The organism is Paraburkholderia phytofirmans PsJN, assembly GCF_000020125.1.
Lineage (GTDB): Bacteria > Pseudomonadota > Gammaproteobacteria > Burkholderiales > Burkholderiaceae > Paraburkholderia > Paraburkholderia phytofirmans.
The window spans coordinates 3,146,452-3,168,052 of sequence record NC_010676.1 but is presented as its reverse complement, the minus strand read 5'-3'; the positions used below and the strand labels follow the sequence as shown (position 1 = coordinate 3,168,052).

At 62.3% G+C, this 21,601-nt stretch carries 15 protein-coding genes; 8 read left to right on the top strand and 7 right to left on the bottom strand.

All coding sequences use genetic code 11. From position 1 onward, the window contains the following. Positions 1–29: 29 nt before the first annotated feature. The 4 genes from glgB to BPHYT_RS33765 form a co-directional block, all read right to left on the bottom strand. Complete coding sequence (glgB, locus tag BPHYT_RS33780) at positions 30–2,240, bottom strand: 1,4-alpha-glucan branching protein GlgB (protein WP_012428615.1); 2,211 nt, start codon at positions 2,238–2,240, stop codon at positions 30–32. Beyond that, positions 2,233–5,697, bottom strand: a complete 3,465-nt coding sequence (treS, locus tag BPHYT_RS33775; protein ID WP_012428614.1) for a maltose alpha-D-glucosyltransferase — start codon at positions 5,695–5,697, stop codon at positions 2,233–2,235. Before treS ends, glgB begins: the two co-directional genes overlap by 8 nt. Further along, positions 5,694–9,149 carry an alpha-1,4-glucan--maltose-1-phosphate maltosyltransferase gene (locus BPHYT_RS33770; RefSeq protein WP_012428613.1) on the bottom strand — a complete coding sequence of 1,152 codons (3,456 nt, stop codon included), beginning with the start codon at positions 9,147–9,149 and terminating at the stop codon, positions 5,694–5,696. The genes treS and BPHYT_RS33770 overlap by 4 nt, the downstream gene beginning before the upstream one ends. 465 nt (positions 9,150–9,614) lie before the next feature. Beyond that, complete coding sequence (locus tag BPHYT_RS33765) at positions 9,615–10,277, bottom strand: DUF1345 domain-containing protein (RefSeq protein WP_012428612.1); 663 nt, start codon at positions 10,275–10,277, stop codon at positions 9,615–9,617. 360 nt (positions 10,278–10,637) lie between these two features. On the opposite strand from BPHYT_RS33765, the gene BPHYT_RS33760 reads away from it, so the two are divergent. The 4 genes from BPHYT_RS33760 (at position 10,638) to BPHYT_RS33745 (ending at position 15,268) form a co-directional block, all read left to right on the top strand. Beyond that, on the top strand, positions 10,638–11,231 hold the full coding sequence (locus tag BPHYT_RS33760; protein WP_012428611.1) for a sugar dehydrogenase complex small subunit: 594 nt from the start codon (positions 10,638–10,640) through the stop codon (positions 11,229–11,231). 109 nt (positions 11,232–11,340) lie between these two features. Next, on the top strand, positions 11,341–12,942 hold the full coding sequence (locus BPHYT_RS33755) for a GMC family oxidoreductase (RefSeq protein ID WP_012428610.1): 1,602 nt from the start codon (positions 11,341–11,343) through the stop codon (positions 12,940–12,942). A 19-nt stretch (positions 12,943–12,961) separates the two neighbouring features. Further along, complete coding sequence (locus BPHYT_RS33750; RefSeq protein ID WP_012428609.1) at positions 12,962–14,386, top strand: cytochrome c; 1,425 nt, start codon at positions 12,962–12,964, stop codon at positions 14,384–14,386. Positions 14,387–14,530: 144 nt separating this feature from the next. Beyond that, entirely contained in the window at positions 14,531–15,268 is a 738-nt protein-coding gene (locus BPHYT_RS33745) for a metallophosphoesterase (RefSeq protein WP_041759383.1), read from the top strand. Positions 15,269–15,371: 103 nt separating this feature from the next. Here the strand turns inward: BPHYT_RS33745 and BPHYT_RS33740 are convergent, their stop codons facing one another. Then, positions 15,372–16,073, bottom strand: a complete 702-nt coding sequence (locus BPHYT_RS33740) for an RES family NAD+ phosphorylase (protein WP_012428607.1) — start codon at positions 16,071–16,073, stop codon at positions 15,372–15,374. Continuing rightward, a complete protein-coding gene (locus tag BPHYT_RS33735; RefSeq protein WP_012428606.1) occupies positions 16,070–16,507 on the bottom strand; it encodes an MbcA/ParS/Xre antitoxin family protein in 438 nt (145 codons plus the stop codon). The genes BPHYT_RS33740 and BPHYT_RS33735 overlap by 4 nt, the downstream gene beginning before the upstream one ends. A 112-nt stretch (positions 16,508–16,619) precedes the next feature. Between BPHYT_RS33735 and BPHYT_RS33730 the strand changes: the two genes are divergently transcribed. Further along, positions 16,620–17,192: a hypothetical protein gene (locus BPHYT_RS33730; protein ID WP_012428605.1), complete on the top strand. Its 573-nt coding sequence runs from the start codon at positions 16,620–16,622 to the stop codon at positions 17,190–17,192. 325 nt (positions 17,193–17,517) lie between these two features. Next, entirely contained in the window at positions 17,518–18,483 is a 966-nt protein-coding gene (locus BPHYT_RS33725; RefSeq protein ID WP_012428604.1) for a LysR substrate-binding domain-containing protein, read from the top strand. Between the two features lie 181 nt (positions 18,484–18,664). Here the strand turns inward: BPHYT_RS33725 and BPHYT_RS39350 are convergent, their stop codons facing one another. Beyond that, positions 18,665–19,039 (bottom strand): hypothetical protein, encoded by a 375-nt coding sequence (locus BPHYT_RS39350; RefSeq protein WP_238535805.1) that lies wholly within the window; start codon positions 19,037–19,039, stop codon positions 18,665–18,667. On the opposite strand from BPHYT_RS39350, the gene BPHYT_RS33720 reads away from it, so the two are divergent. Continuing rightward, a complete protein-coding gene (locus BPHYT_RS33720; protein WP_238535788.1) occupies positions 18,929–19,618 on the top strand; it encodes an alpha/beta fold hydrolase in 690 nt (229 codons plus the stop codon). The genes BPHYT_RS39350 and BPHYT_RS33720 overlap by 111 nt on opposite strands. Positions 19,619–20,127: 509 nt before the next feature. Further along, positions 20,128–21,543, top strand: a complete 1,416-nt coding sequence (locus BPHYT_RS33715) for a sulfatase-like hydrolase/transferase (protein WP_274378470.1) — start codon at positions 20,128–20,130, stop codon at positions 21,541–21,543. Positions 21,544–21,601 lie beyond the last annotated feature (58 nt).

Sequence of the window (21,601 nt, the reverse complement as noted above, 5' to 3'; positions counted from 1 at the left end):
CGCGCGCTCGCTTCACCGCTCGTCCTTCGTTACTCCGCGCGCAATACGATCGTCGCAAGCGGCGGCAGCGTGAGCGAAGCGGAATTCGGCCAGCCGTGGCTCGATTGCTCGTCGGTATGAATCAGGCCGCCGTTGCCCATGTTCGAGCCGCCGTACACGCCGGCGTCCGTATTGAGCACTTCCGACCAGCGTCCGCCGCGCGGCATGCCGATCCGGTAACCGACTCGCGGCACCGGCGTCATATTGCAGACCACGACCACTTCGCGGCCCGCGCCGTCGGTGCGCCGATAGGCGAATACGCTGTTGCCGCTGTCGTCGCCGATCAGCCATTCGAAGCCGCCTGGCTCGCAATCGAGCAGATGCAGCGCGGGCTCCTCGCTGTACAGCCGGTTCAGGTCGCGCACCAGCTTTTGCACGCCGTGATGGTTCGAATCGTCGAGCAGATGCCAATGCGGCGACGTATCGTGATCGAATTCCGCCATCTGGCCGAATTCGCCGCCCATGAACAGCAGCTTCTTGCCCGGATGCGTCCACATGAAACCGAAGTACGCGCGCAGGTTGGCGAACTTCTGCCACCTGTCGCCGGGCATCTTGCCGAGCAGCGAGCCCTTGCCGTGCACCACTTCGTCGTGCGAAAGCGGCAGCACGAAGCGCTCCGAATACGCGTACACCATCCCGAACGTCATGTTGTGGTGATGGTATTGACGGTAGACCGGATCTTCTTCCATGTAGTGCAGCGTGTCGTGCATCCAGCCCATGTTCCACTTGAACTGGAAACCGAGCCCGCCGTCTTCCACGCGCGCCGTCACGCCCGGCCATGCGGTCGATTCCTCGGCGATCGTGATCGCGCCCGGTGCGCCCGGCACGTAGCCGACTTCATGATTCAGGCGCTTGAGGAATGCGATCGATTCGAGGTTCTCGCGGCCGCCGTAAATATTCGGCACCCACTCGCCGGCCGCGCGCGAATAGTCGCGATACAGCATCGAGGCGACCGCGTCCACGCGCAGACCGTCGACGTGATAGCGCTTCAGCCACGCCAGCCCCGAAGCGACCAGGAACGCGCTCACCTCGTTGCGGCCGAGGTTGTAGATCATCGTGTTCCAGTCCTGGTGATAGCCTTCGCGCGGGTCGGCGTGCTCGTAGAGCGGCGTGCCGTCAAAGTCGATCAGGCCGTGCGCGTCGTTCGGAAAGTGCGCGGGCACCCAATCGAGAATCACGCCGAGTCCGGCTTCGTGCGCCTTATCGACGAATCTCGCGAACTGTTCGGGCTTGCCGAAGCGCGCCGATGGCGCAAACTGCCCGAGCGGCTGATAACCCCACGATCCGCCGAACGGGTGCTCGGCAATCGGCATGAACTCCACGTGCGTGAAGCCCATGCTTTTCACGTACGGAATCATCCGCTCCGCGAGTTCATCCCAATCGAGTCCGCGCTGACCTTGTTCCGCGACGCGCAGCCAGGATTCCGCATGCGCTTCGTAGATCGAGATCGGCGAGCGCGGCGTCTGCTTGCTGGCGCGCGACTGGATCCATTCGTGATCGGTCCACGGAAACTGTTCGATCTCGTCGACATGCGCCACGATCGACGCAGTGCCTGGCGGCTTCTCCGTCTGCATCGCGCACGGATCGGCTTTCAACGGCAGCGGATGACCATCGCGCGACAGCAGCTCGTATTTGTAGCGCGTGCCCGGCCCGACGCGCGGCACGAACAATTCCCACACGCCGGCCTGATGGCGCAGCCGCATCGGATGACGGCGGCCGTCCCACGCGTTGAAGTCGCCTACCACCGAAACGCGCCGTGCGTTCGGCGCCCACACGGCGAAGCGCACACCCGGCACGCCCTCAAATTCCATCGGATGCGCGCCGAGGCATTCGAGCACCGCATACGGATCGCCACCGGCGAGCCGGCCAAGCGGCTCGTCGCCGAGAACCGGGCCGAACGAATAGGTGTCCTCGATTTCCTGCACCACGCCATGCCAGTCGATCCGCAAACGGTACGGCGCCGCAGTCGTGACGCGGCCGGCAAACAGCCCCGGCCGCAATTGTTCGAGTTCGCCTAGCAGCGCACCGTCGGCGCGCGCAATCACGCTGACGTGCGCGGCGTTCGGCAACAGAGCGCGCACCACTGGACCTGCGTCCGTCTGATGCATCCCGAGTTGCGAGAAAGGATCGGGGTGGCGCGCTTCAACGAGCGCGTCGATATCTAGCGGTTGGAGGCCTACGGCCGGATCATGCTCACTCATAGTCGCCCTCGGCCGGATTAGGCGGTGTGGCGGCGCCTGGCGCCTGGGTTGGGGAATCGTGGCCTGGCGCGCCGGTGTCGCCGAGCAAGCGGCTGGTGAGCGCGGCGAGGCCGCGTACCGGCAAGCTGAGCCACGTCGGGCGGTTGGCCGCTTCGTAACGGATTTCGTAGGCGGCTTTTTCGATCAGGAACAGATCGAGCAAGGCCTGTTCGGCTTCGGGCGCGACGAGCGGTGTTGCTGCTTCCGCTGCCGCTGCGCGGTACTCGCTGAGGAACGTTTCCGTGGCATGCGCGCGGAAACGGTCGAACAGCGCGCGCTTGCGATCGGCGGTCTGTTGCGGCGCGGCTTCCGTGGTGGACTGCGCTGCCGCGCTCGCATACGACAACGAGCGCATCAGACCTGCCACGTCACGCAGCGGGCTCGATTTCTGACGACGTTCTTCAAGCGAGCGTGCCGGCTCGCCTTCGAAGTCGATCAAAAATGCGTCGCCCTGCGCGACCAGCACCTGGCCCAGATGGAAGTCGCCGTGAATGCGGATGCGTAGCGCGCCTGCGTCGGCGGAAACGAGATTGTCGACGGCGGCCACCAGTTCCTTGCGGCGGTCGATGAGGCTTTGCGCCAGCGCTTTGGTTTCCGGATCGCTCATCTGCTCGATGCGCGGCGCGAGCAGATCGAGCGCGCTGGCGAGCATCGCCTGCGTGCCGTCCACCCATGCCTTCACCTGCTCCGCGCTGGCGGGTTCCGGCGCGAACGCCGGGTCGTCCGTCGGCGAGGCGAGCGCCACGTGCAGTTCGCCCAGCCTTCTGCCAATCGTGCCGGCCAACGAGCTATAACCTTCCAGCAGAATTGCCTCATTGGTGCGGTCCGGCGCCGACTGCGCTTCGGTGTCGACGGCGATGGCGAGTTCGTCCACCGAGCGGCGCAGATAGTCGAGCGACCAGTTCCACGCGTCGCCCTGATTCTCGATATAGCCTTGCAGGATACAGAGGGTGTGCGGCACGCCTTCGGGATCGACGCGCACCACTTCGCCATACAGCGGCGCGGTGTTCGCGTAGCCCAATTGCGTCAGATAGCGGCTGATTTCGGCTTCCGGATGGATACCGCTTACGAGGCGCCGCACCAGCTTCAGCACGACCGTGTCGGCGATGATCAACGAACTATTGCTTTGCTCGGCCGCGAGCCAACGAATCTCCGGCCGTTCGCCGAGCCCTTCGAGTTCGGCGAAACGCTCGGTCGGCAGAAACTTGATTTCGCTCTTCTGCACGGTCGGCACCACGGCGCGTTCGCGCAGCTTGCGCATCACGCCATGCGCGAAGATCGGCAAGGCAAACGCGTCCGTCAGATGCCCCACGTTGCGGCCGCGCCGCACGCGCGCGAAGGCCAGTTGCTTGAACAGCGGGAAAGTGGTTTCGCCGCCCCACGTAATCGCGATCGGCACCACGTAGCGTTCGGTATGACCGCCTACGTCCGCTTCGATTTCAGTGAAGGCGAAGCCGCCGTGCGGAATCGTGGTCAATGCCGCGAGCCGCACCGCATTGAGCTTCTGATCCTTCGACGCAAACCAGCGGCGCCGGCTCAGCCACGAAGGCAACACTTCCGATTCGAGCAGACGCACGTTCTCCGGCGTCGGACCGACCTGGCCTTCGCGGATCACGATCGTGACGAATTCCGGCAGCGATTCCGAATGAGCCTGTGCCCACGTCGGACGCTGGCCGCCCGGGCACAGCATGAACCACAGAAAACCGTACGGCGGGAACGTCAGCAGATAAGTCAGTTGACCGATGGCCGGGAACACGGAATCCGCAGTCATTTCGATCGGCACTGAGCCGTTGAACTCGGACAGATCGAGCTCCACCGCTTGCGGCGCACGCGAAAGATTCGCCACGCACAGGATCGGCGGTTCGCCTGGCATCTCGCGCAGATACGCGAGAATCTTGCGGTTTTCCGGTTTCAGGAAGCGGATCGTGCCGCGTCCGAAAGTCTGTTTCGCGCGGCGCGTGGCGAGCATGCGCCGGGTCCAGTTCAGCAGCGAGTGTGGGTCGCGGCTCTGCGCTTCCACGTTCACCGCGTCGAAACCGTATAGCGAGCCCATAACCGGCGGCAGCACCAGTTGCTCAGGGTCGGCGCGCGAAAATCCGCCGTTGCGATCCGACGACCACTGCATCGGCGTACGCACGCCGTCGCGGTCGCCCAGGTGGATGTTGTCGCCCATGCCGAGTTCGTCGCCGTAATAGATCACGGGCGTGCCGGGCATGGAAAGCAGCAGCGAATTGATCAGCTCGATACGGCGGCGGTCGCGCTCCATGAGCGGCGCGAGGCGACGGCGAATGCCGAGATTCAGGCGCGCGCGGCGATCGCTTGCGTAGGTGTTCCACAAATAGTCGCGCTCGGAATCCGTGACCATTTCCAGCGTCAGCTCGTCGTGATTGCGCAGGAAAATCGCCCATTGATTCGTTGCGGCGAGATCCGGCGTTTGCCGCATGATGTCGGTGATCGGGAAGCGGTCTTCGCTCGCAATCGACATGTAGATGCGCGGCATCAGCGGGAAGTGGAACGCCATGTGGCATTCGTCTTCGTCGCCGAAATATTCCTTCACGTCTTCCGGCCACTGGTTGGCTTCGGCGAGCAGCATCCGGTTCGGATATTCGGCGTCGATGGTGGCGCGGATTTTCTTCAGAACCGCGTGCGTTTCCGGCAGGTTCTCGTTGTTCGTGCCTTCACGTTCCACCAGATACGGCACCGCGTCGAGCCGCAGCCCGTCGATGCCCATATCGAGCCAAAAGCGCATCACCTGCAGCACTTCTTTCAGCACGGCCGGATTGTCGAAATTCAGATCGGGCTGGTGCGAGTAGAAGCGGTGCCAGTAATACGCGCCCGCCACCGGATCGTGCGTCCAGTTGGACGGCTCCGAGTCGATGAAGATGATCCGCGTTTCCTGGTACTTCTGATCGGTGTCCGACCACACGTAGTAGTTACGGTGATTCGAGCCGGGCTTCGCGCGGCGCGCGCGCTGAAACCACGGGTGCTGATCCGACGTGTGGTTGATCACCAGCTCCGTAATCACGCGAATGCCGCGTGCGTGCGCTTCCTGAATGAAGCGCTTCACGTCGGACAGGTTGCCGTAGTCCGGGTGCACGTTGCGATAGTCGGCGATGTCGTAACCGTCGTCGCGTCGTGGCGACGGATAGAACGGCAACAGCCAGATCGCGTTCACACCGAGTTCGGCAATGTAGTCGAGCTTCGCGATCAGGCCGGGAAAGTCGCCGACGCCGTCGTTATTCGCGTCGAAGAACGACTTGATGTGCACCTGATAGATGATCGCGTCTTTGTACCAGAGCGGATCGTCGCTCAAGGCCGCGGGTTTGCCGCGCCGATTGGTGCGCGGCTTGGCCGTGTTGCCAGGAGCATTGCCCACCGGTGATTGTGTCGTTGTTTCAGCTGGGTCGTCACGCTTCATGTCGCACCTTCCGTTGAGGTTGGGTTGCCAGCGTCTGCGTGATGAACGCTGTCGGAGTCGCTGTCGGCTTCATCCGGCCGGTCTGCGGGCAGGCCGCCGAGCGGCGCGATGCGCCAGATCGAGAACGGCTGGCCCGACCCGAGCTGGACGTGCTGCCAGCGGCCGTGCCATTCGAAGCGGGCGCCGGTCATCTGGTCGGTGACTTCCAGCGGGCCATGATCGTGCAGATTCCATTTCTGGAAAGTCTCCCACGACAATTCGATATCCGCGCCCTGTTCGTTGAACGGGTCCAGATTGATCGCGACGAGGATCACGTTGTCGCGCGATTCGGTCGCCTTTTCGAAGAACAGGATGTGGTCGTTGTGCGCGGGCAGGAATGTCAGGCCGAGATGCGTTTGCAGTGCCGGGTTCGCGCGGCGAATGCGGTTCAGCGCAGTAATCTCGCCGGTGATGTTGCCGGGCCGGTTCCAGTCCCACGCGCGCAACTGGTACTTCTCGGAGTCGAGATATTCCTCGCTGTTCGGCAGCGCGGCGGCCTCGCATAGCTCGAAACCACTATACACGCCCCACAATCCAGCCAGCGTCGAAGCGAGTGCGGCGCGAATCAGAAAGCCCGTGCGTCCCTGCGATTGCAGATGCCGCGGGTTGATATCCGGCGTATTGACGAAAAAGTTAGGCCGGTAGGAATCACGCGCGCTGGTCTGCGTAAGCTCGGTCATGTACTCGATGAAATCGCGCTTGGATTCCCGCCACGTGAAGTATGTGTACGACTGCGAGAAACCGATCTTGCCGAGCCGGTTCATCATGCGCGGCCGCGTGAAGGCTTCGGCGAGAAAGATCGTGTCGGGATAGCGCGCCCGCACATCGGCGATCACCCACTCCCAGAACGGCAGCGGCTTGGTGTGCGGATTGTCGATGCGGAAAATATGCACGCCCGCTTCGATCCAGAACAGGAAGACGTCGCGCAGCGCGAGCCACAAATCGGGTTTGGCGTCGTGCGCGTAAAAGTCGGGATTGACGATGTCCTGATACTTCTTCGGCGGATTTTCTGCGTAGCGCAGCGTGCCGTCGGGGCGCCACGCGAACCACGTCGGATGCTCCTTCAGCCACGGGTGATCCGGCGAACATTGCACGGCGAAGTCGAGCGCGATTTCCAGGCCGTGCGCGTGTGCGGCGGCGAGCATGGCCTTGAAATCGTCGAGCGTGCCGAGTTGCGGATGCACGGCCGTATGGCCGCCTTCGACCCCACCGATCGCATACGGGCTGCCGACATCGCCCGGCTGCGCGGTCAGCGTGTTGTTGCGGCCTTTGCGGTTCGCCACGCCGATGGGGTGAATCGGCGGGAAATACAGCACGTCGAAGCCCATGTCGCGAATGCGCGGCAGCTTGGTCATGACATCGGCGAACGTGCCGTGGCGCGATTCGTCATCGCTCATCGAGCGCGGGAAGATCTCGTACCAGCTTGCGAAGCGCGCGGCGGTGCGGTCAGCGTCGATCTTGTAGATGACTGGATCGCGGCTCAGGAATGGCCGATGGCGCGCGGCGGTCATCGCCTTCGCCGTAGTCGGCGAGAGCAGCAGCGCGAGCTTGGTTTCCGCGTCGGCCTTGGTGAAAAGTTTGACGATATGTTCGAGCGGTTCAATGTGCGCGCCTTCCGTGGTTTCGACCTCGGCGAGCACCAGCGCGAACAGATGCGACGCTTCGTCGAGTTCGAGTTCGACGGTTTGTCCCGCCTTCAGCTTCTTCTGCACGTGCTCGACCAGCGAAGCGAAGTCGTCGCGCCACGCGATCACGGTAAATTCGTGACGGCCCATGCGGTCGAGCGGAATGCGCGCCTTCCAGATGTCGAGGCCGGCGGGTTGCGCCGGCTCCATCGGCACTTCGTGCCACGCGGTTTCGTCGGCGGCGCGCCAGATCACGGCGGCGGCGATCTTGTCATGACCTTCGGCGAAGATCGCGGCGGTGATTTCGGCGCGTTCGCCCACGCTGCGCTTGGCCGCGAAGCGGCCGTTATCGACCGAAGGCGTCACGCTCTCGATGGCCACGCGCGGCGCGCTCAGCGCCTCGATCACGGTCTTGCGGCCGCTGCGCTTGCTGTTCGGCTTGTCGATGGGCGGCGCGAGACGGATCGGCTTTTCCGTGACGGCGCGGAGCAGGCGGACCGCGCCAGGCGCAAGTGAGAATAACGTGAGCGTGGCGGGCGAGGCGTTGCCGGGCGCGTCGAGCGGCACGAAGCGCGTGAAGTTGCCGGGCACGCCTGCGAGGAAGCGCGCGGGATCGACGCGTACCGGCGCACCGAGTTCGGGATTGATCGCGATGAGGATCGCTTCGTCGGCATCGCGCAGGTCGGGCTGGTCGGCGCGCAGCAACACCGCCGCCGGTGCGCCGGGACCGCTGAGCGGGCGCAATTCCCCATTGGCGTGCAGCGTTCTGGTTTTACTCGCCACCAGGTTCACGTGCGTGATGGCTTCCGTGAGATCGAACTTTTTGGCTTGAGCGGCGAGGGCGAACTGCGCAGCGTCGCCGCGTGTTTGCGACATCGGCTCGGCAATACCGTACTCGAAACCCATCGGCATCATCCAGCCCGTGCCGATCGAAGCCGATGTAAACAGCGCGCGCCGGTAAGCCCGCTCGACGATGGCGGCGTCGTGTACATCGGTCAGCTCGGCGGCAAGGCGGGTGCCGTATGGCGCTTCAGGAAAGCCGATGGGCGCGGCGATACGCGCGAGCGCGGCATGTTCCTCGACCATCCAGCTTGCGCGGAAGTCCCACCAGCGCACCGACGAGAACACGCTATCGAAGCCGGCGCCTTGCAGGCCGAGCAGATCGTCACGCGCGAGGCCGGGCGTGGCGGCGAGAAAACGGACCTCGGGATGCTGCGCGCGGACCGCGTCGCTCAATTGCCGCCAGACGGCAGCTGGCACGCGATGCGGCGAATCGAAGCGAAACCCGCCCACGCCGGCCTCCGCCAGCGCCAGCAGTTGCTGCGTCCACCAGCCGACTAGCGCAGCGCTGCTGCCAGCCTCGTTGAAGTTCGCATACGCGACGTTGTCCTCGCGATGCACATGGCGCGGATCGAGCCGCGCTTCTTCAGATTCGAAGGGATGAAACCAGTCGGCATGTTCGGCGTACAGCGTCCCATCGGCGGCCATCCGGTCGATCACCAGATCGGCCAGCAAGGTCAGGCCGTTCTGCTTCGCCGCGTTGGCAAGCGTGCGAATCGCCTCGGTAGCGGATTGCTGCCCGGCTTCGAACACCGGATGCAGGCGGGCGTGGTTGCCGACCACCTGTCCGTGGCCGGCCTGTCCCGGCTCGAAGAGGCTGCCGATCAGCGCGTGATCGAAGCCCAGCGCGGTTGCATGCGCGAACTGCGCAGGCCACGCATCGAGCGGCCCAACCAGAAGTGAATGAAAAAAGTAAATCCGCGGCGCGTACCCGTTTCGAGGTTCCATCGATGGTTTCCAGATTCGTCCTGCTGCGGTGTGGATGCAGTTGGCATGCGATCACAGCGCTCATTGGGCTTCCAGAGCCGGATACCGCGCGATGCGTAAAGCGAAGGCGCGTACTGGTCAATGTAGTGCAAAGATCGTCACGCCGCTGGCCAGTAAGGGGTGCTTTGACGCCAGGCGTCGATTGCACGGGCCGGCCAGATCGATTCGGTAGACGCAGCAAACGCTGTGCCAGTGCGGCTCGAGCGGGAGCGAGGCGTAGCTCAGCGTACGCCCCACAGTGAGCTTCGCAGACAGGTGCGGAAAAGGCGCGAGGCGTCAGGAGACGTCGAATGGACGGCCGCCGCGTGTAAAACGGGCGGCCACGGTCCGGGATTTACACGTGGCGCTTCGGAGGCGGGGCGACGACCGCAAAAGGCGGTGTTTGATGCGCAAGCGTGTTCGCGAGGGCGCTTTGTGTCGACAGTATTACGAGCCGAGCAAACCTGCCGCGATGTTCACGCACAATCCCAGCACAGCCACGTTGAAGTAAAACGACAGAACGGATTGCGCGAGCGCCGCGCGGCGGAGCGAACGCGAGCGCAACACCACGTCCGACGTTTGCGAGGCCACGGCAATCGTGAACGAAAAATACAGAAAGTCCCAGTAGTCCGGCTGGAGCGCGTGGTCGGGAAACAGCAGCGGCGTTTCCTTCGCATCGGTGTCGTAGTAAAGCCGCGCATAGTGCAGCGTGAAGATGGTCGGGATCAGGAACCATGCGCCGAACAGCGTGAGCCCGGTCAGCACGTAGTGCCAAACCGTGGAAGCGCCTGCCGTCCCCTTGACCGAGGCCAGTTCCATCACGATGGCCGCAATACTCGCGATGGTCGCCATACAGATCACGATCAGCACCACGCCGGCGTTCTCGTCGTCGCGACGGGCGAATTCGCGCACGCGGCCTTCGTCGGCGGCGACCATGTGCACCCAGATCATCGCCAGATAACTCCACACGGCTGCGTCCCAGCCGGCCAACACGCGGACCATCGCGCGCGTGTGCGCGGGCACGAGCAGCGCGCCGACGACGCCGAGCGCAAGGCCGACCAGCATGCGCGGTCGATTGCGAAGAACCTGTGGATAGTATTTGGTGAGCATGGAATGTAGGGTGTTGGGCTCTCGGTGTCGCGGATTCTACCCGCGCCGGGTGCATCATTTGTCGAATGGACGGGTCACAGGCTATAGTCTTTCGCAACGCCCTTGCGCGCCGCTTTCAGTTGAAAGGCGATTGGCAGGCGGCCCGGTTTTTTTTGCCGGGCATGCCATGTTGCGCATGCGGTTTCATACGGATGTCATCAGCATTGCATCACTCAGTTTGCACCGGGTATGCGCTTGCTCATAAAAGACCGCTCAAGCGGCGCTTAGACCAGGTTTGGGATAGAGATCGACGCCACGCGCGAATGGCATCACGCCACGGTCGCGAGGCACGTTGAGAATCACTCACCATCTGGAGTTCCCATGACAGATGTACCCAACAACAATGATGCGCGCCACGAAGTGACGCATCCAGCAGAGTTGTCGCCGTCAGCATCGTTTTCCGCTTCGCGCAGAGCGTGGGTGCTCGGTGCATGCGCGGCGGCTGCTGCGCTCGCGTTCGCCGGCGCCGGCCGCTCGCTTTCATGGATCGCGCCGGCGTTTGCCGACACGCCGGCAGATGGCGGCCTCGACGCTTTCCTCGCACTCTCGCAGCGCCTCACCGGCCGCACGGGCTTCGATGCCGCGCTCGGCAAACGCGTCTACGGCGCGCTCGTCAAATCGGATAGTCAGTTCACGCAGAACGTCGCCGCGCTCAACACATGGCTGCAAGGTCATGGCGGCGTGCCGTCCGATACCGTCACGCAGGCTTTGCAAGCCGACCAGCCCGCGCTCGCCAAAACCGTGAGCGCGATCATGCGCGCGTGGTATCTCGGCCTCGTCGGCGAGATGCCGCATGTGGATGTGGTCGCTTATGAAAAGGCCTTGATGTTCGAGCCCGTCAAGGACGTGCTCACGATTCCGTCCTATTGCCGGGACGTGCCGTTCTACTGGACGAAGAAACCGCTGAGCGCTTGAAGACGCTCCTCTCGCGCGTGCCGCATCGCTTGATTGAATCATTCGACGCAGCGCTGGCACGTGAATACAGCGAGCACAACACGCACAACAAGCCTGCAAGAGGGCAACAATGGCAAACAAAAATTCCGCCGACATCGTCGTGGTCGGTTCGGGCGTGGCGGGCGGACTGGTCGCGCATCAGATGGCGCTCGCCGGCGCGTCGGTGATTCTGCTCGAAGCCGGGCCGCGCATTCCGCGTTGGCAAATCGTGGAGAACTTCCGCAACTCGCCGGTCAAGTCGGACTTCGCGACGCCGTATCCGTCGACGCCGTACGCGCCGCATCCCGAGTACGCGCCCGCCAACAATTATCTGATCCAGAAAGGCGACTATCCGTATAGCTCGCAGTACCTACGGCTGGTGGGCGGCACGACATGGCACTGGGCGGCGGCCGCATGGCGGCTGTTGCCGTCGGACTTCCAGTTGCACAAGCTGTACGGCGTGGGACGCGACTGGCCGTATCCGTACGAAACGCTGGAGCCCTGGTATTCGGCCGCTGAAGTGCAACTCGGCGTGTCGGGCCCGGGCAATTCGATCGATCTCGGTTCGCCGCGCTCGAAACCTTATCCGATGAACCCGCTTCCGCTTTCGTACATGGATCAGCGATTCAGCGACGTGCTCAACGCGCAAGGCTTCAAGGTCGTGCCCGAGCCGGTGGCGCGCAACAGCCGTCCGTACGATGCGCGGCCTACCTGCTGCGGCAATAACAACTGCATGCCGATCTGCCCGATTGCCGCGATGTACAACGGCGTCGTGCATGCGGAAAAAGCCGAACAGGCCGGCGCGAAACTGATTCCGGAAGCCGTGGTGTATCGCGTCGAAGCGGACAACAAAGGGTTGATCACGGCGGTCCATTACAAGGACCCGAACGGCAACAGCACGCGCGTAACCGGCAAACTGTTCGTGCTTGCCGCGAACGGCATCGAAACGCCGAAGCTGATGCTGATGTCGACATCCGATAAATTCCCGCATGGCGTCGGCAACAGTTCCGATCAGGTGGGCCGCAACCTGATGGATCATCCGGGCACGGGTGTTACGTTCCTCGCCAATGAAGCGCTGTGGCCCGGACGCGGACCGATGGAGATGACCTCGATCGTCAACTTCCGCGATGGCGCGTTCCGTTCGGACTACGCCGCAAAGAAACTGCATCTCTCGAACGGCGTGCCGACCATGAGCGTGACCGCCGACCTGTTGAAAAAAGGCCTGACCGGCGCCGAACTCGACCGGCAGATACGCGACCGCGCGGCACGCACGCTGAACATCAACAGTTTCCACGAGCATCTGGCCGAGCCGCAGAACCGCGTGGTGCCGTCGGCGGACCACAAGGATTCGCTCGGCATTCCGCAGCCGGAAATCTATTACTCGATCAACGATTACGTAAAGAAAAGCGCGGCCAACACGCACGAGTTGTATGCGCAGATCGCCGCGCTGTTCGGCGGCGCCGAGGTCACTTTCGACGACACCTTCGCGCCGAACAATCACATCATGGGCACCACGATCATGGGCAGCGATCCGGCGGATTCGGTCGTCGATGCGGACTGCCGCACGCATGACCACTCCAATCTGTTCATCGCCAGCAGCGGCGTGATGCCGACCGCGGCATCGGTGAATTGCACGCTGACGATCGCGGCCTTGTCGCTGAAGCTGGCCGACAAGCTCAAGCGTGAAATCTGAGCGTGAACGGAGAGCCACAATGACGAAGAACACCTCTCGCGCGCAGCCGCTCGATGCACGGGCGCGCAACGCCCGCCGCCGCCACCTCAGGGTCGCGATGCTGGCCGCGATTTTTTCGCTGTTCGCGCTGTATATCGCCTGGTATGAGGCGCACGGTCCCAGCACGCAACGCAACGATGAACTGCCGATCACCCAGGCTCGTGCCGACGACGCCTCGCATGCCGTCAACGGCGCGGCCTTGCCGGCCACGTCAGTCGGCAGCGACCTGGTCAAGCGCGGCGAATACCTTGCGCGCGTGGGCGATTGCGTGGCGTGCCATACGGCGGACAAAGCGCGACCCTTCGCGGGCGGGCTGCCGATCAACACGCCGTTCGGCACTATCGTGACGCCGAACATCACGCCCGATCCGGATACGGGCATCGGTCAATGGAGCGACGCCGATTTTCTGCGCGCCATGCATGAGGGCATCGGCAAAGGCGGCGAGCGGCTGTATCCGGCCTTTCCGTACGCGGAGTACACCAAGGTCACCGATCAGGACGTGCTGGCCATTCGCGCGTATCTGAATACGCTCACGCCGATCCACTACGCGCCGCCGGGCAACAGCCTGAATTTCCCGTTCAATCAGCGCTGGCTGATGGTGTTCTGGAACCTGTTCAATTTCACCGAGGGCCGTTTCGTGCCCGATCCCAAGCAAAGCGCCGAATTGAATCGCGGCGCGTATCTGGTGCAAGGGCTCGCGCATTGCGAGGAATGTCATACGCCGCGCAATTTCACGCAGGGTTTGAAGTCGAGCGCGCGTTTCTCCGGCGCGGTGCAGGCCGGTTGGCACGCGTACAACATCACGTCGGACAAAAACAGCGGCGTGGGCAACTGGAGCGACGACGAGCTGGTGTCGTATCTGTCGACCGGTGCGGCGCCGGGCCGCGCCAATGCAGCCGGTCCGATGGCCGAAGTGGTGACCGACAGCACGCAATATCTGACGCGTGAAGATCTCCGCTCGATCGTCGCGTATCTGCGCGCCGTGCCGCCGATCAGCGGCGGCGAATCGCGCCCGCGCGACCAGTGGGGCAATCCCGCCGACGACGTCACGGCGCTGCGCGGCACCGCCGTCCATGCCGTGAACGGTGCGCAACTGTTCGTCGCCAATTGCGCGAGTTGCCATGGCTGGACGGGGCAAGGCGTGGGTGCGAGCGCGCCGGGGGCGTATCCGTCGCTGATTCATAACTCGGCGGCGGGGGCGAGCGATGCCAACAATCTGGCGATGGTGATTCTGTACGGCGTCACTCGTACGACGAAACAGGCGGACGTGTTGATGCCCGCATTCGCCAATCAACTCACCGACGACCAGGTGGCCGCCATCACCAACTATGTGACCAAACAGTTCGGCAATCCCCAATCCACCGTGACAGCCGACCAAGTCGGCATATTGCGAACTCAGCAATAGTGACTAAGCAGACGGGTGTTTCCGGTAAGGCCTGCCGAAAACAGGCCGCTTTTGCGATGATTTGCGTCATTCCCGGCCTCCACGGCGCCAGGAAACGATGGCCAGCGCGCATACGAAACGCGGATGCCGCATTATCATGGACTCATGGCTACCGTACTCGTCAATTCCGTTCAGCATCACCCAGCCAACCCGAGCGGCCGCGACTTCGTGGTCGGCGATCTGCATGGCTGCGTCGATGCACTGCGCTATCTGCTGAGCGTGATCACGTTCGATCCGACGCGGGACCGGCTGTTTTCGGTCGGCGATCTGGTGGACCGCGGCGAGCATTCCGAACTGGCGTTGGCGTTGCTCGACAAGCCGTGGTTTTTCCCTGTGCTCGGCAATCACGAGGACACGCTGTGCGCCGTCGCCGACGGACGCTTGCGGCGCCAGTGGTGGTATGGAATCGGCGGCATCTGGGCAGCGCAATTGTCCGATGAACGCTTGCAGCACTACGCGGAAGTTTTGCGCGGGTTGCCGCTTGTGCGCGTGGTAGGCAGCGGCAAGGAGCGATTCAATGTTCTGCATGCCGAATTTTTTGGCTCGGACGCGGAACTGGACGCGGGAAATTTCTCCGACGAAACCCGCCAGCGATTGCTGTGGGGCCGCGACCTGGCGCTGGGCAATGGCGATCCGCAGCGGCAGCGTGGCCTCTCGCTGACTTATTGCGGCCACACGCCGATGCGCGACATCAAGCAGGTCGGCTCGCAGTTGTTCATCGACACGGGTGCGTTCGGGCCGGGCGGCAAGCTTACGATCGTGGAGCCGCTCGCGCTGAGGCGCTGGTCGGTCTCAACCGAAGAGGCGCGCGCGGAAGGCGCGGCGGCGCTGGCGCTGCCTTGACGGCGGGCAGCCAGAGCCGGCCGAACGTCTGCCGCGTGTTGCCCCAGAACATGGGACATGCCGGCCGCGCATCAGCTACTCACCGGCCATTCAGACCACGCGATCAGCCGACCTGGCTGAGTTCGAACACCATATCCACGCTCGTGCCGTTCCAGTTGTATTCCAGATACGCCGCGTGATGGCAGTCGCGTAGCAGCGTGGTTTTGAAAGCGGCGAGACACTCACCGCCGTCATCCCGAACCGACGGATACACGATACCCGGCGCACCCGCCTCGCGGACGCTCCGGCCAAGCGACTGTCCGGCCAGGTAGTCGTCCGGCGACAGCACCGTGAGATCCACCGACGTGTCGTCGCGAATGTCCACCACGTTGCCTTGCGCAACGACGGTATAGAGACGCATCTGCTGGCGCATGGGCGGCTCGGCGGTTGCCTCCAGAAATTTCCCCGTGTGATAACGCGTTTCGGCGATCGCGGTGGCGCGTGAGCGGGCGCAATAAAACACGCCGTACGTGCCGTCCGAGAAACGGCTGCCGAGCGGATTCAGATGTGTCAACGCGGCCATGATCGGCCCGTAGCCCGGTCCGAAGCGGCGCTCCTCGCGCGGCACCAGATCGAGTTCGCCGACTTCGGTGCGCAGGCGGTCGTTGGTCATGGCTTCGAGCGCGTATAGCGCGTCGAAATCTTCCGGCGAGGCGACCCGGTCGAATAGATTGACGGCCGGAAAGCGCGTCGGAATCACGCGATACGCGGGCGACCAATCGAGCGGCGCCGTGCGCCAGCGGTCCTGCCAAAGCGGTTGTGTCACGCCCAGCCGCCTCGAATTGCGTCGAGATACTGGCGCACGGCCACGAGGTCGCTGATGTTGCCCGCCAGCATGCGGTCCAGCGCGCGGCGGCCGCCGAACGGCGGCGCGCTATTGGGGCGTTTGATCCAGGTGTCGGCGGCGCTGGCCTGCGGCAGCAGGATCTGCAATGCCTTGTAGATGCCGAGCAGCAGCGACAGGCGTTCGAGCGTGTCGCGCCCGAGACGGGCCGTTTCAGGCGCCGCCTTCCATTTGAAATAGGTGGAGCGGCCCGGCGAACCGAGCAGCACGATCTGTTCTTCCGCGCTCAGGTCCCAGTCGCGCGCAATGTTGAAGAACGCGCGTAGACCCGCCGCGGACATTTCCGTTAGCGTGGGTTCCGAAGCCGGCCGACGAATCGGCGCTTCGGGTTGAGTGGCACGGGCAGCGTGAGCCATGAACAGATAAGTCCTAATTTGTACTTGGAATTTATATTAGTCTAAATATGGATTTTTACAAGAGAATATAATCCTCGCTCGTCGAAAAATCGAAGATCAGGAGAAGCAGGAGATGGGCGTTCGAGCAGTAGCAGCAGGAGCGGCGCTTGCCGTGTGGTGTGTGTCGGGCGCGGCGACGGCCGCCGGTTACGCCGAAGTGTGGAATCCGCCCGAGGCGAGCGGGCATGTCGCCAGCCAGACAAAGACGAAGCCGGGGGCGGCCAAGGTCAAGTCTGATGCGGGCTCGCATAAGGCATCCAAGGCCATTTCAACGTCCGCTGCGAAGGCCGTCTCGAAGCACGCCGCAACGGCGACAGCGCACGGTAATCAGCCCGCGGCGCATGCCGGCGTGAACAAGGTGGCCGCCAAGGGCGCGCAGGGTAAAAAGTCGCACGCGGAGCTGGTCCAGACGAAAGCGGGGCAGGGCAAGGTCGTGCGCGCAAATCTGGTGGTCCCGGCTCGTCAGGCTCATCCGCAAATGGCCAAGGTCGCGGCGAAAACCGCCACGGCGAAACCGGCTGCATCTCACGTGAATGCGCCGGCCTCATCCGCAAACTCATCCGCAAACGTTAGCGCCAATCCGGCGAACGCAACGAGCAATCCCGCTACTGCCAGCAGCGGTTCGCTGCCGCCGATCCTTCACTGATCCGCATCAAGCCGCGCGTTGCGTTTCGGCTTGCCGTCCAGCGGACTCAACGCCCTGCGCCCAAGTTCGACAGCGCGCGCCGACACGCTTTTCCAGGCGCGGCGACGGAACCTTCCACGCGTGCCAAAACAACCGGGCGTCTGCGGGTTGCTTCGGTGCCGAGTCGATCCGCTCGCCGCGTTCAAGCCGACCGATAGCGGCCCATGATCGGAAAACGCTTCTTGCCTCCTGTATTCTGCGCCCCAGCGACAGTCATCGCGCGAGTCAGAAAGCTCACGCACCGGCAGGTCATGTGTGCAACTTCAATCGGCAGGCAAAGGTCGTCATGGAAAAACCGATCAGCGAAAACTCTCTGGTTCGCCGTCTGAAGCTGAATCAGTTGATGATCTTCGACCGCGTACTCGAAACGCGGTCGGTCATGCGCGCTGCCAACGAATTGAGCCTCACGCAGCCAGCCGTGACCAGAGTGATCCAGGAACTGGAGTCGTATTTCGGCGAAGCGCTATTTCTCCGGTCAAATCGCGGCGTCGTTCCGACCGATCTGGGCGCGCTGCTCGGGCGGCGCGTGAAGTCGCTGATGGCCGAGATTCGTTACATGACGGACGAGGTGAATGACTTTCGACTCGGCACGAGTGGTCACGTGGTCGCCGGCACTTTGATCTCGGCTTCGGCGCGGTTGCTCCCGCATGCAATCACGGCTCTCAAGGCGCGTTCGCCCAGGGTGCTCGTGACGGTGCGTGAGGGCACCACCGCACAACTCTTTCCTGCGCTCGCCACCGGCGATCTCGACGTCGTGGTCGGCCGTCTGCCCGAACAGGAATTGCCCATCGCGAACGCTTTTCCATTGACCCACGAAGTGCTCTTCGAGGAATCGATGTGTGTCGTGGTCGGTAAGGGCTTCAGTGCGTCGAGTTGCCGCATCGAGCATTTGTCCCAGCTGGCGGATTCGCCGTGGATTTTGCCTACGCCCGATTCGCCGTCGCGGCTCGCGGCGGAGCACTTGTTTCGCGCAGCCGGCTTGCCGTTGCCGGTCGACATTGTCGAATCGCTTTCGCTGCTGACCAATATCGGGTTGTTGCTGGAAACGCAGCGGGTTGCGCTGATGCCCCGCGTAGCAGCCCGCCAGTTCGAAGCTGCGGGTGTTTTGCGCATCCTCGATCTGCCCGAAACGGGCGCGTTTGGCACGATCGGTTTCTCAGTGCGCTCGAACAAGCAACATAGCGCCGCGTGCCTCGCGTTCATAGAATGCCTGCGCCGCGTGGCCACCGAAACGACGCACGAAATCGGCTAGCCGGGGGCTAAAAGTCTGACGGGGCGCGCGTGGGTATGCATCTTTCGCATACCCAACGACGGAACCGTGATTTTCGTTTCTCGCATGCTGCTCATAGACTTCTGCTCACACCTTCATCTGGGAGGAGACACTGTGATTGCAGAATCGGCTGGCGCCGCACGTACTGAGCGGCTATTACGGCTCACGAGTGCGTCACGCACAGGCCCGCGATCATGAAGAACGTCGCCGACGGCGTGAAGGATATCTCGTTCGAACTCGGCGGCAGAATGCCGCAGTACATCCCGATCTGAGCGAGCAGGCAAAGCAGAGGACACTTGGCGGGAATGCGCTCAGGTTCTTCAACATTAATTGAACATTCAATAATCGTTGCTCTTGAATCAAAGGTGAAAAAATGGAAAGGGGATATACGTTCGTACTCGTTCACGGCGCCTGGCACTATGGGGACCTGTGGGCGCCTGTCGCCGAGAGCCTCAGGATTGCCGGGCACGAAGTCCATACTCCGACTGTGGCAGGGCATGCGTACAACGCCCAGCCGGGCGAGCGTGATGTCGGCCACGCAGACGGGGTGGCTTCCATCGTCGAATACATCCGGCGCAATGAGTTGAAGAATATTGTGCTGGTGGCGCACAGCTTCGGCGGATCGATTATTTCTCGAGTCGCCGAAGAAGTTCCCGAGCTTATCAGGCGCCTCGTCTACTGGAACGCGTTCGTGCTGAAGGACGGCGAAAGCGTGGCCGATGTGTCGCCGCCGACGTACAACCTGATGATGGACGCAATTGCAGAGGAGCGCGGAGACAACTGCGTGGTGCTTCCGTATCAGGTCTGGCGAGACAGCTTTATCGGCGACGCGGACGAGGCCACTGCAAGGCATACTTACGGCCTGTTGTGCCCGGAACCTTATCGGATGCTTACCGATAAGGTTCCATTGAAGAGCTTCGACAAGCTGCAGATTCCGAAGACCTACCTGAATGCTCAAGCGGATGTAGCAATGCCGCCAGGACAGTACGCATGGTTCCCGCGCTTCGCGGAGCGTCTTTTTCCTTGCCGCGTCGTGCACATGAGCGGCAGCCACCAGGTCATGTTCTCGAATCCTGCCGGTCTCGCCGAGAAGATTATCCAGGCCGGCCGGGATTAGCGCGAGCACAAACCATTTAGATTATTACCAAATGGTGGAGACGAGTTCTCTATAACATCAATCGCATTCCATTCGGAAACGATGGCGTAAGAGACATGCGCCATCCAAAAGACAACCATGAATGAACAGGATAATCACGCGTCCGGCCCTAGTGATGCGGGACGCCGTCATTTTCTGAAAGTCGCGAGTGCCGCGGTCGCATCTGCGGGAGTCGATCTGCCGGCTTTCGCGAATGCCACTTCCGACCGGCCTGCCGCGAACAGGCTTACTGCGGCGCCCGCGCCTGCCATGCCGCCGAAAGGGTACAACATTCTGTTTATTCTTACGGACCAGGAACGTCACTTCGAAAACTGGCCGTTCCCTGTACCGGGCCGCGAACGGTTAAAGCGCCACGGAATAACATTCGCGAATCACCAGATCGCGGCCTGCGTGTGTTCTCCTTCGCGCTCCACGATCTATACGGGATTGCACACGTCGCAAACTGGTGTGTTCGACAATGCGGGCTTGCCGTGGCAACCCGATATGCCCACCGGCATTCGTACATTGGCCATATGATGCGCGACGCAGGCTATCGCGCCGCTTATCTGGGGAAATGGCATCTCAGCAAGAGTCTGCACGAAACGGCCAGCCCATATACCGCACCGGTCAACGCTTATAACAAGTCGATGCAGGACTATGGTTTCGACGACTATTTCGGTGTCGGAGATCTCATTGGCATGGTACGAGGCGGTTACGATTACGACGGTATCACCGCAGGCGCCGCCGTGAGCTGGCTCAGGCAACACTCCGAGAATAGCAAGCCCTGGTTTCTGGCAGTGAATCTTGTCAATCCGCATGACGTCATGTTCGTCGATACCGATCAGGGAAACGATGACTTGCAGAATCGCCGTCATCCGCTGCTTGGCAATGCAAGGCCGCCACGTGATGCGATCTACGATGCGCGTTGGAACGAACCTCTTTCCGGCTCCCGGCGCCAACCGTATGACGCGCCAGGACGTCCAGTCGCGCACGGAATGTACAACACGGCTCATGCCAATCTCGTAGGCGGGTATCCGTTCAATGATGAGCGCATCAAAGTCTACCAGGACTATTACTTCAATTGCATTCGCGATTGCGACCGCCATATTGAGCGATTGCTCGATGCGCTCGTCGATTTGAATCTTGACGACAATACTATCGTCGTTATGAGTTCGGATCATGGCGACCACGTCGGCGCCCACCAACTCGTCGGGAAAGGGGCGACCGCATATCGCGAGCAGAATCATGTGCCGCTTGTAATCCGGCACCCGGCCTATCCGGGCGGACAGGTGTGTCGTTCCCTGACGTCACACATCGATCTCGTGCCGACCTTGCTCGACTTGACAGGCATGGATACAAAGGACGCCGCACGAATCGGAGGAAAGGCGTTAAAGGGATCGAGCCTCGTTCCACTGCTGCGTTCACCCGAAAACTCCCCAATCGACGCAGTTCGTCCAGCCGCATTGTTCTGCTACGCAATGCTCCTCTATTACGACAGCGAGTGGATGCTCAGGGAGCTGAGCATGCTTTTCGACAGAAAGACTCCGCCGGAAGAGATTCATCGCAGAATTCGGGCGCAGCAACCGGATTTCGGAAAGCGCGGTGCGATCCGCAGCGTGTATGACGGTAGATATAGATTCAGCCGTTATTTCTCGCTGATGGATTTCAACTTGCCGCGCAATGTCGATGAGTTATTCGCACATAACGATGTCGAGCTGTACGACCTCGAGAGCGACCCGCATGAACTGCGCAATCTTGCGCTCGAACCCAGGCATCACGAAGGGCTATTGCTCGCCATGAACGAAAAACTGAACTTGCTCATTGATGCCGAAATCGGTAAGGACGGAGTGGACGGTATGCCGATCCGTGACGGCAAAGTACAGTTTGAGTTTCATTCGCACGCGTAGAAGCCGCCGGCACGGCTAACGTACACAAAGACGGCCAATACCCGCAAGCCGAAGCCTC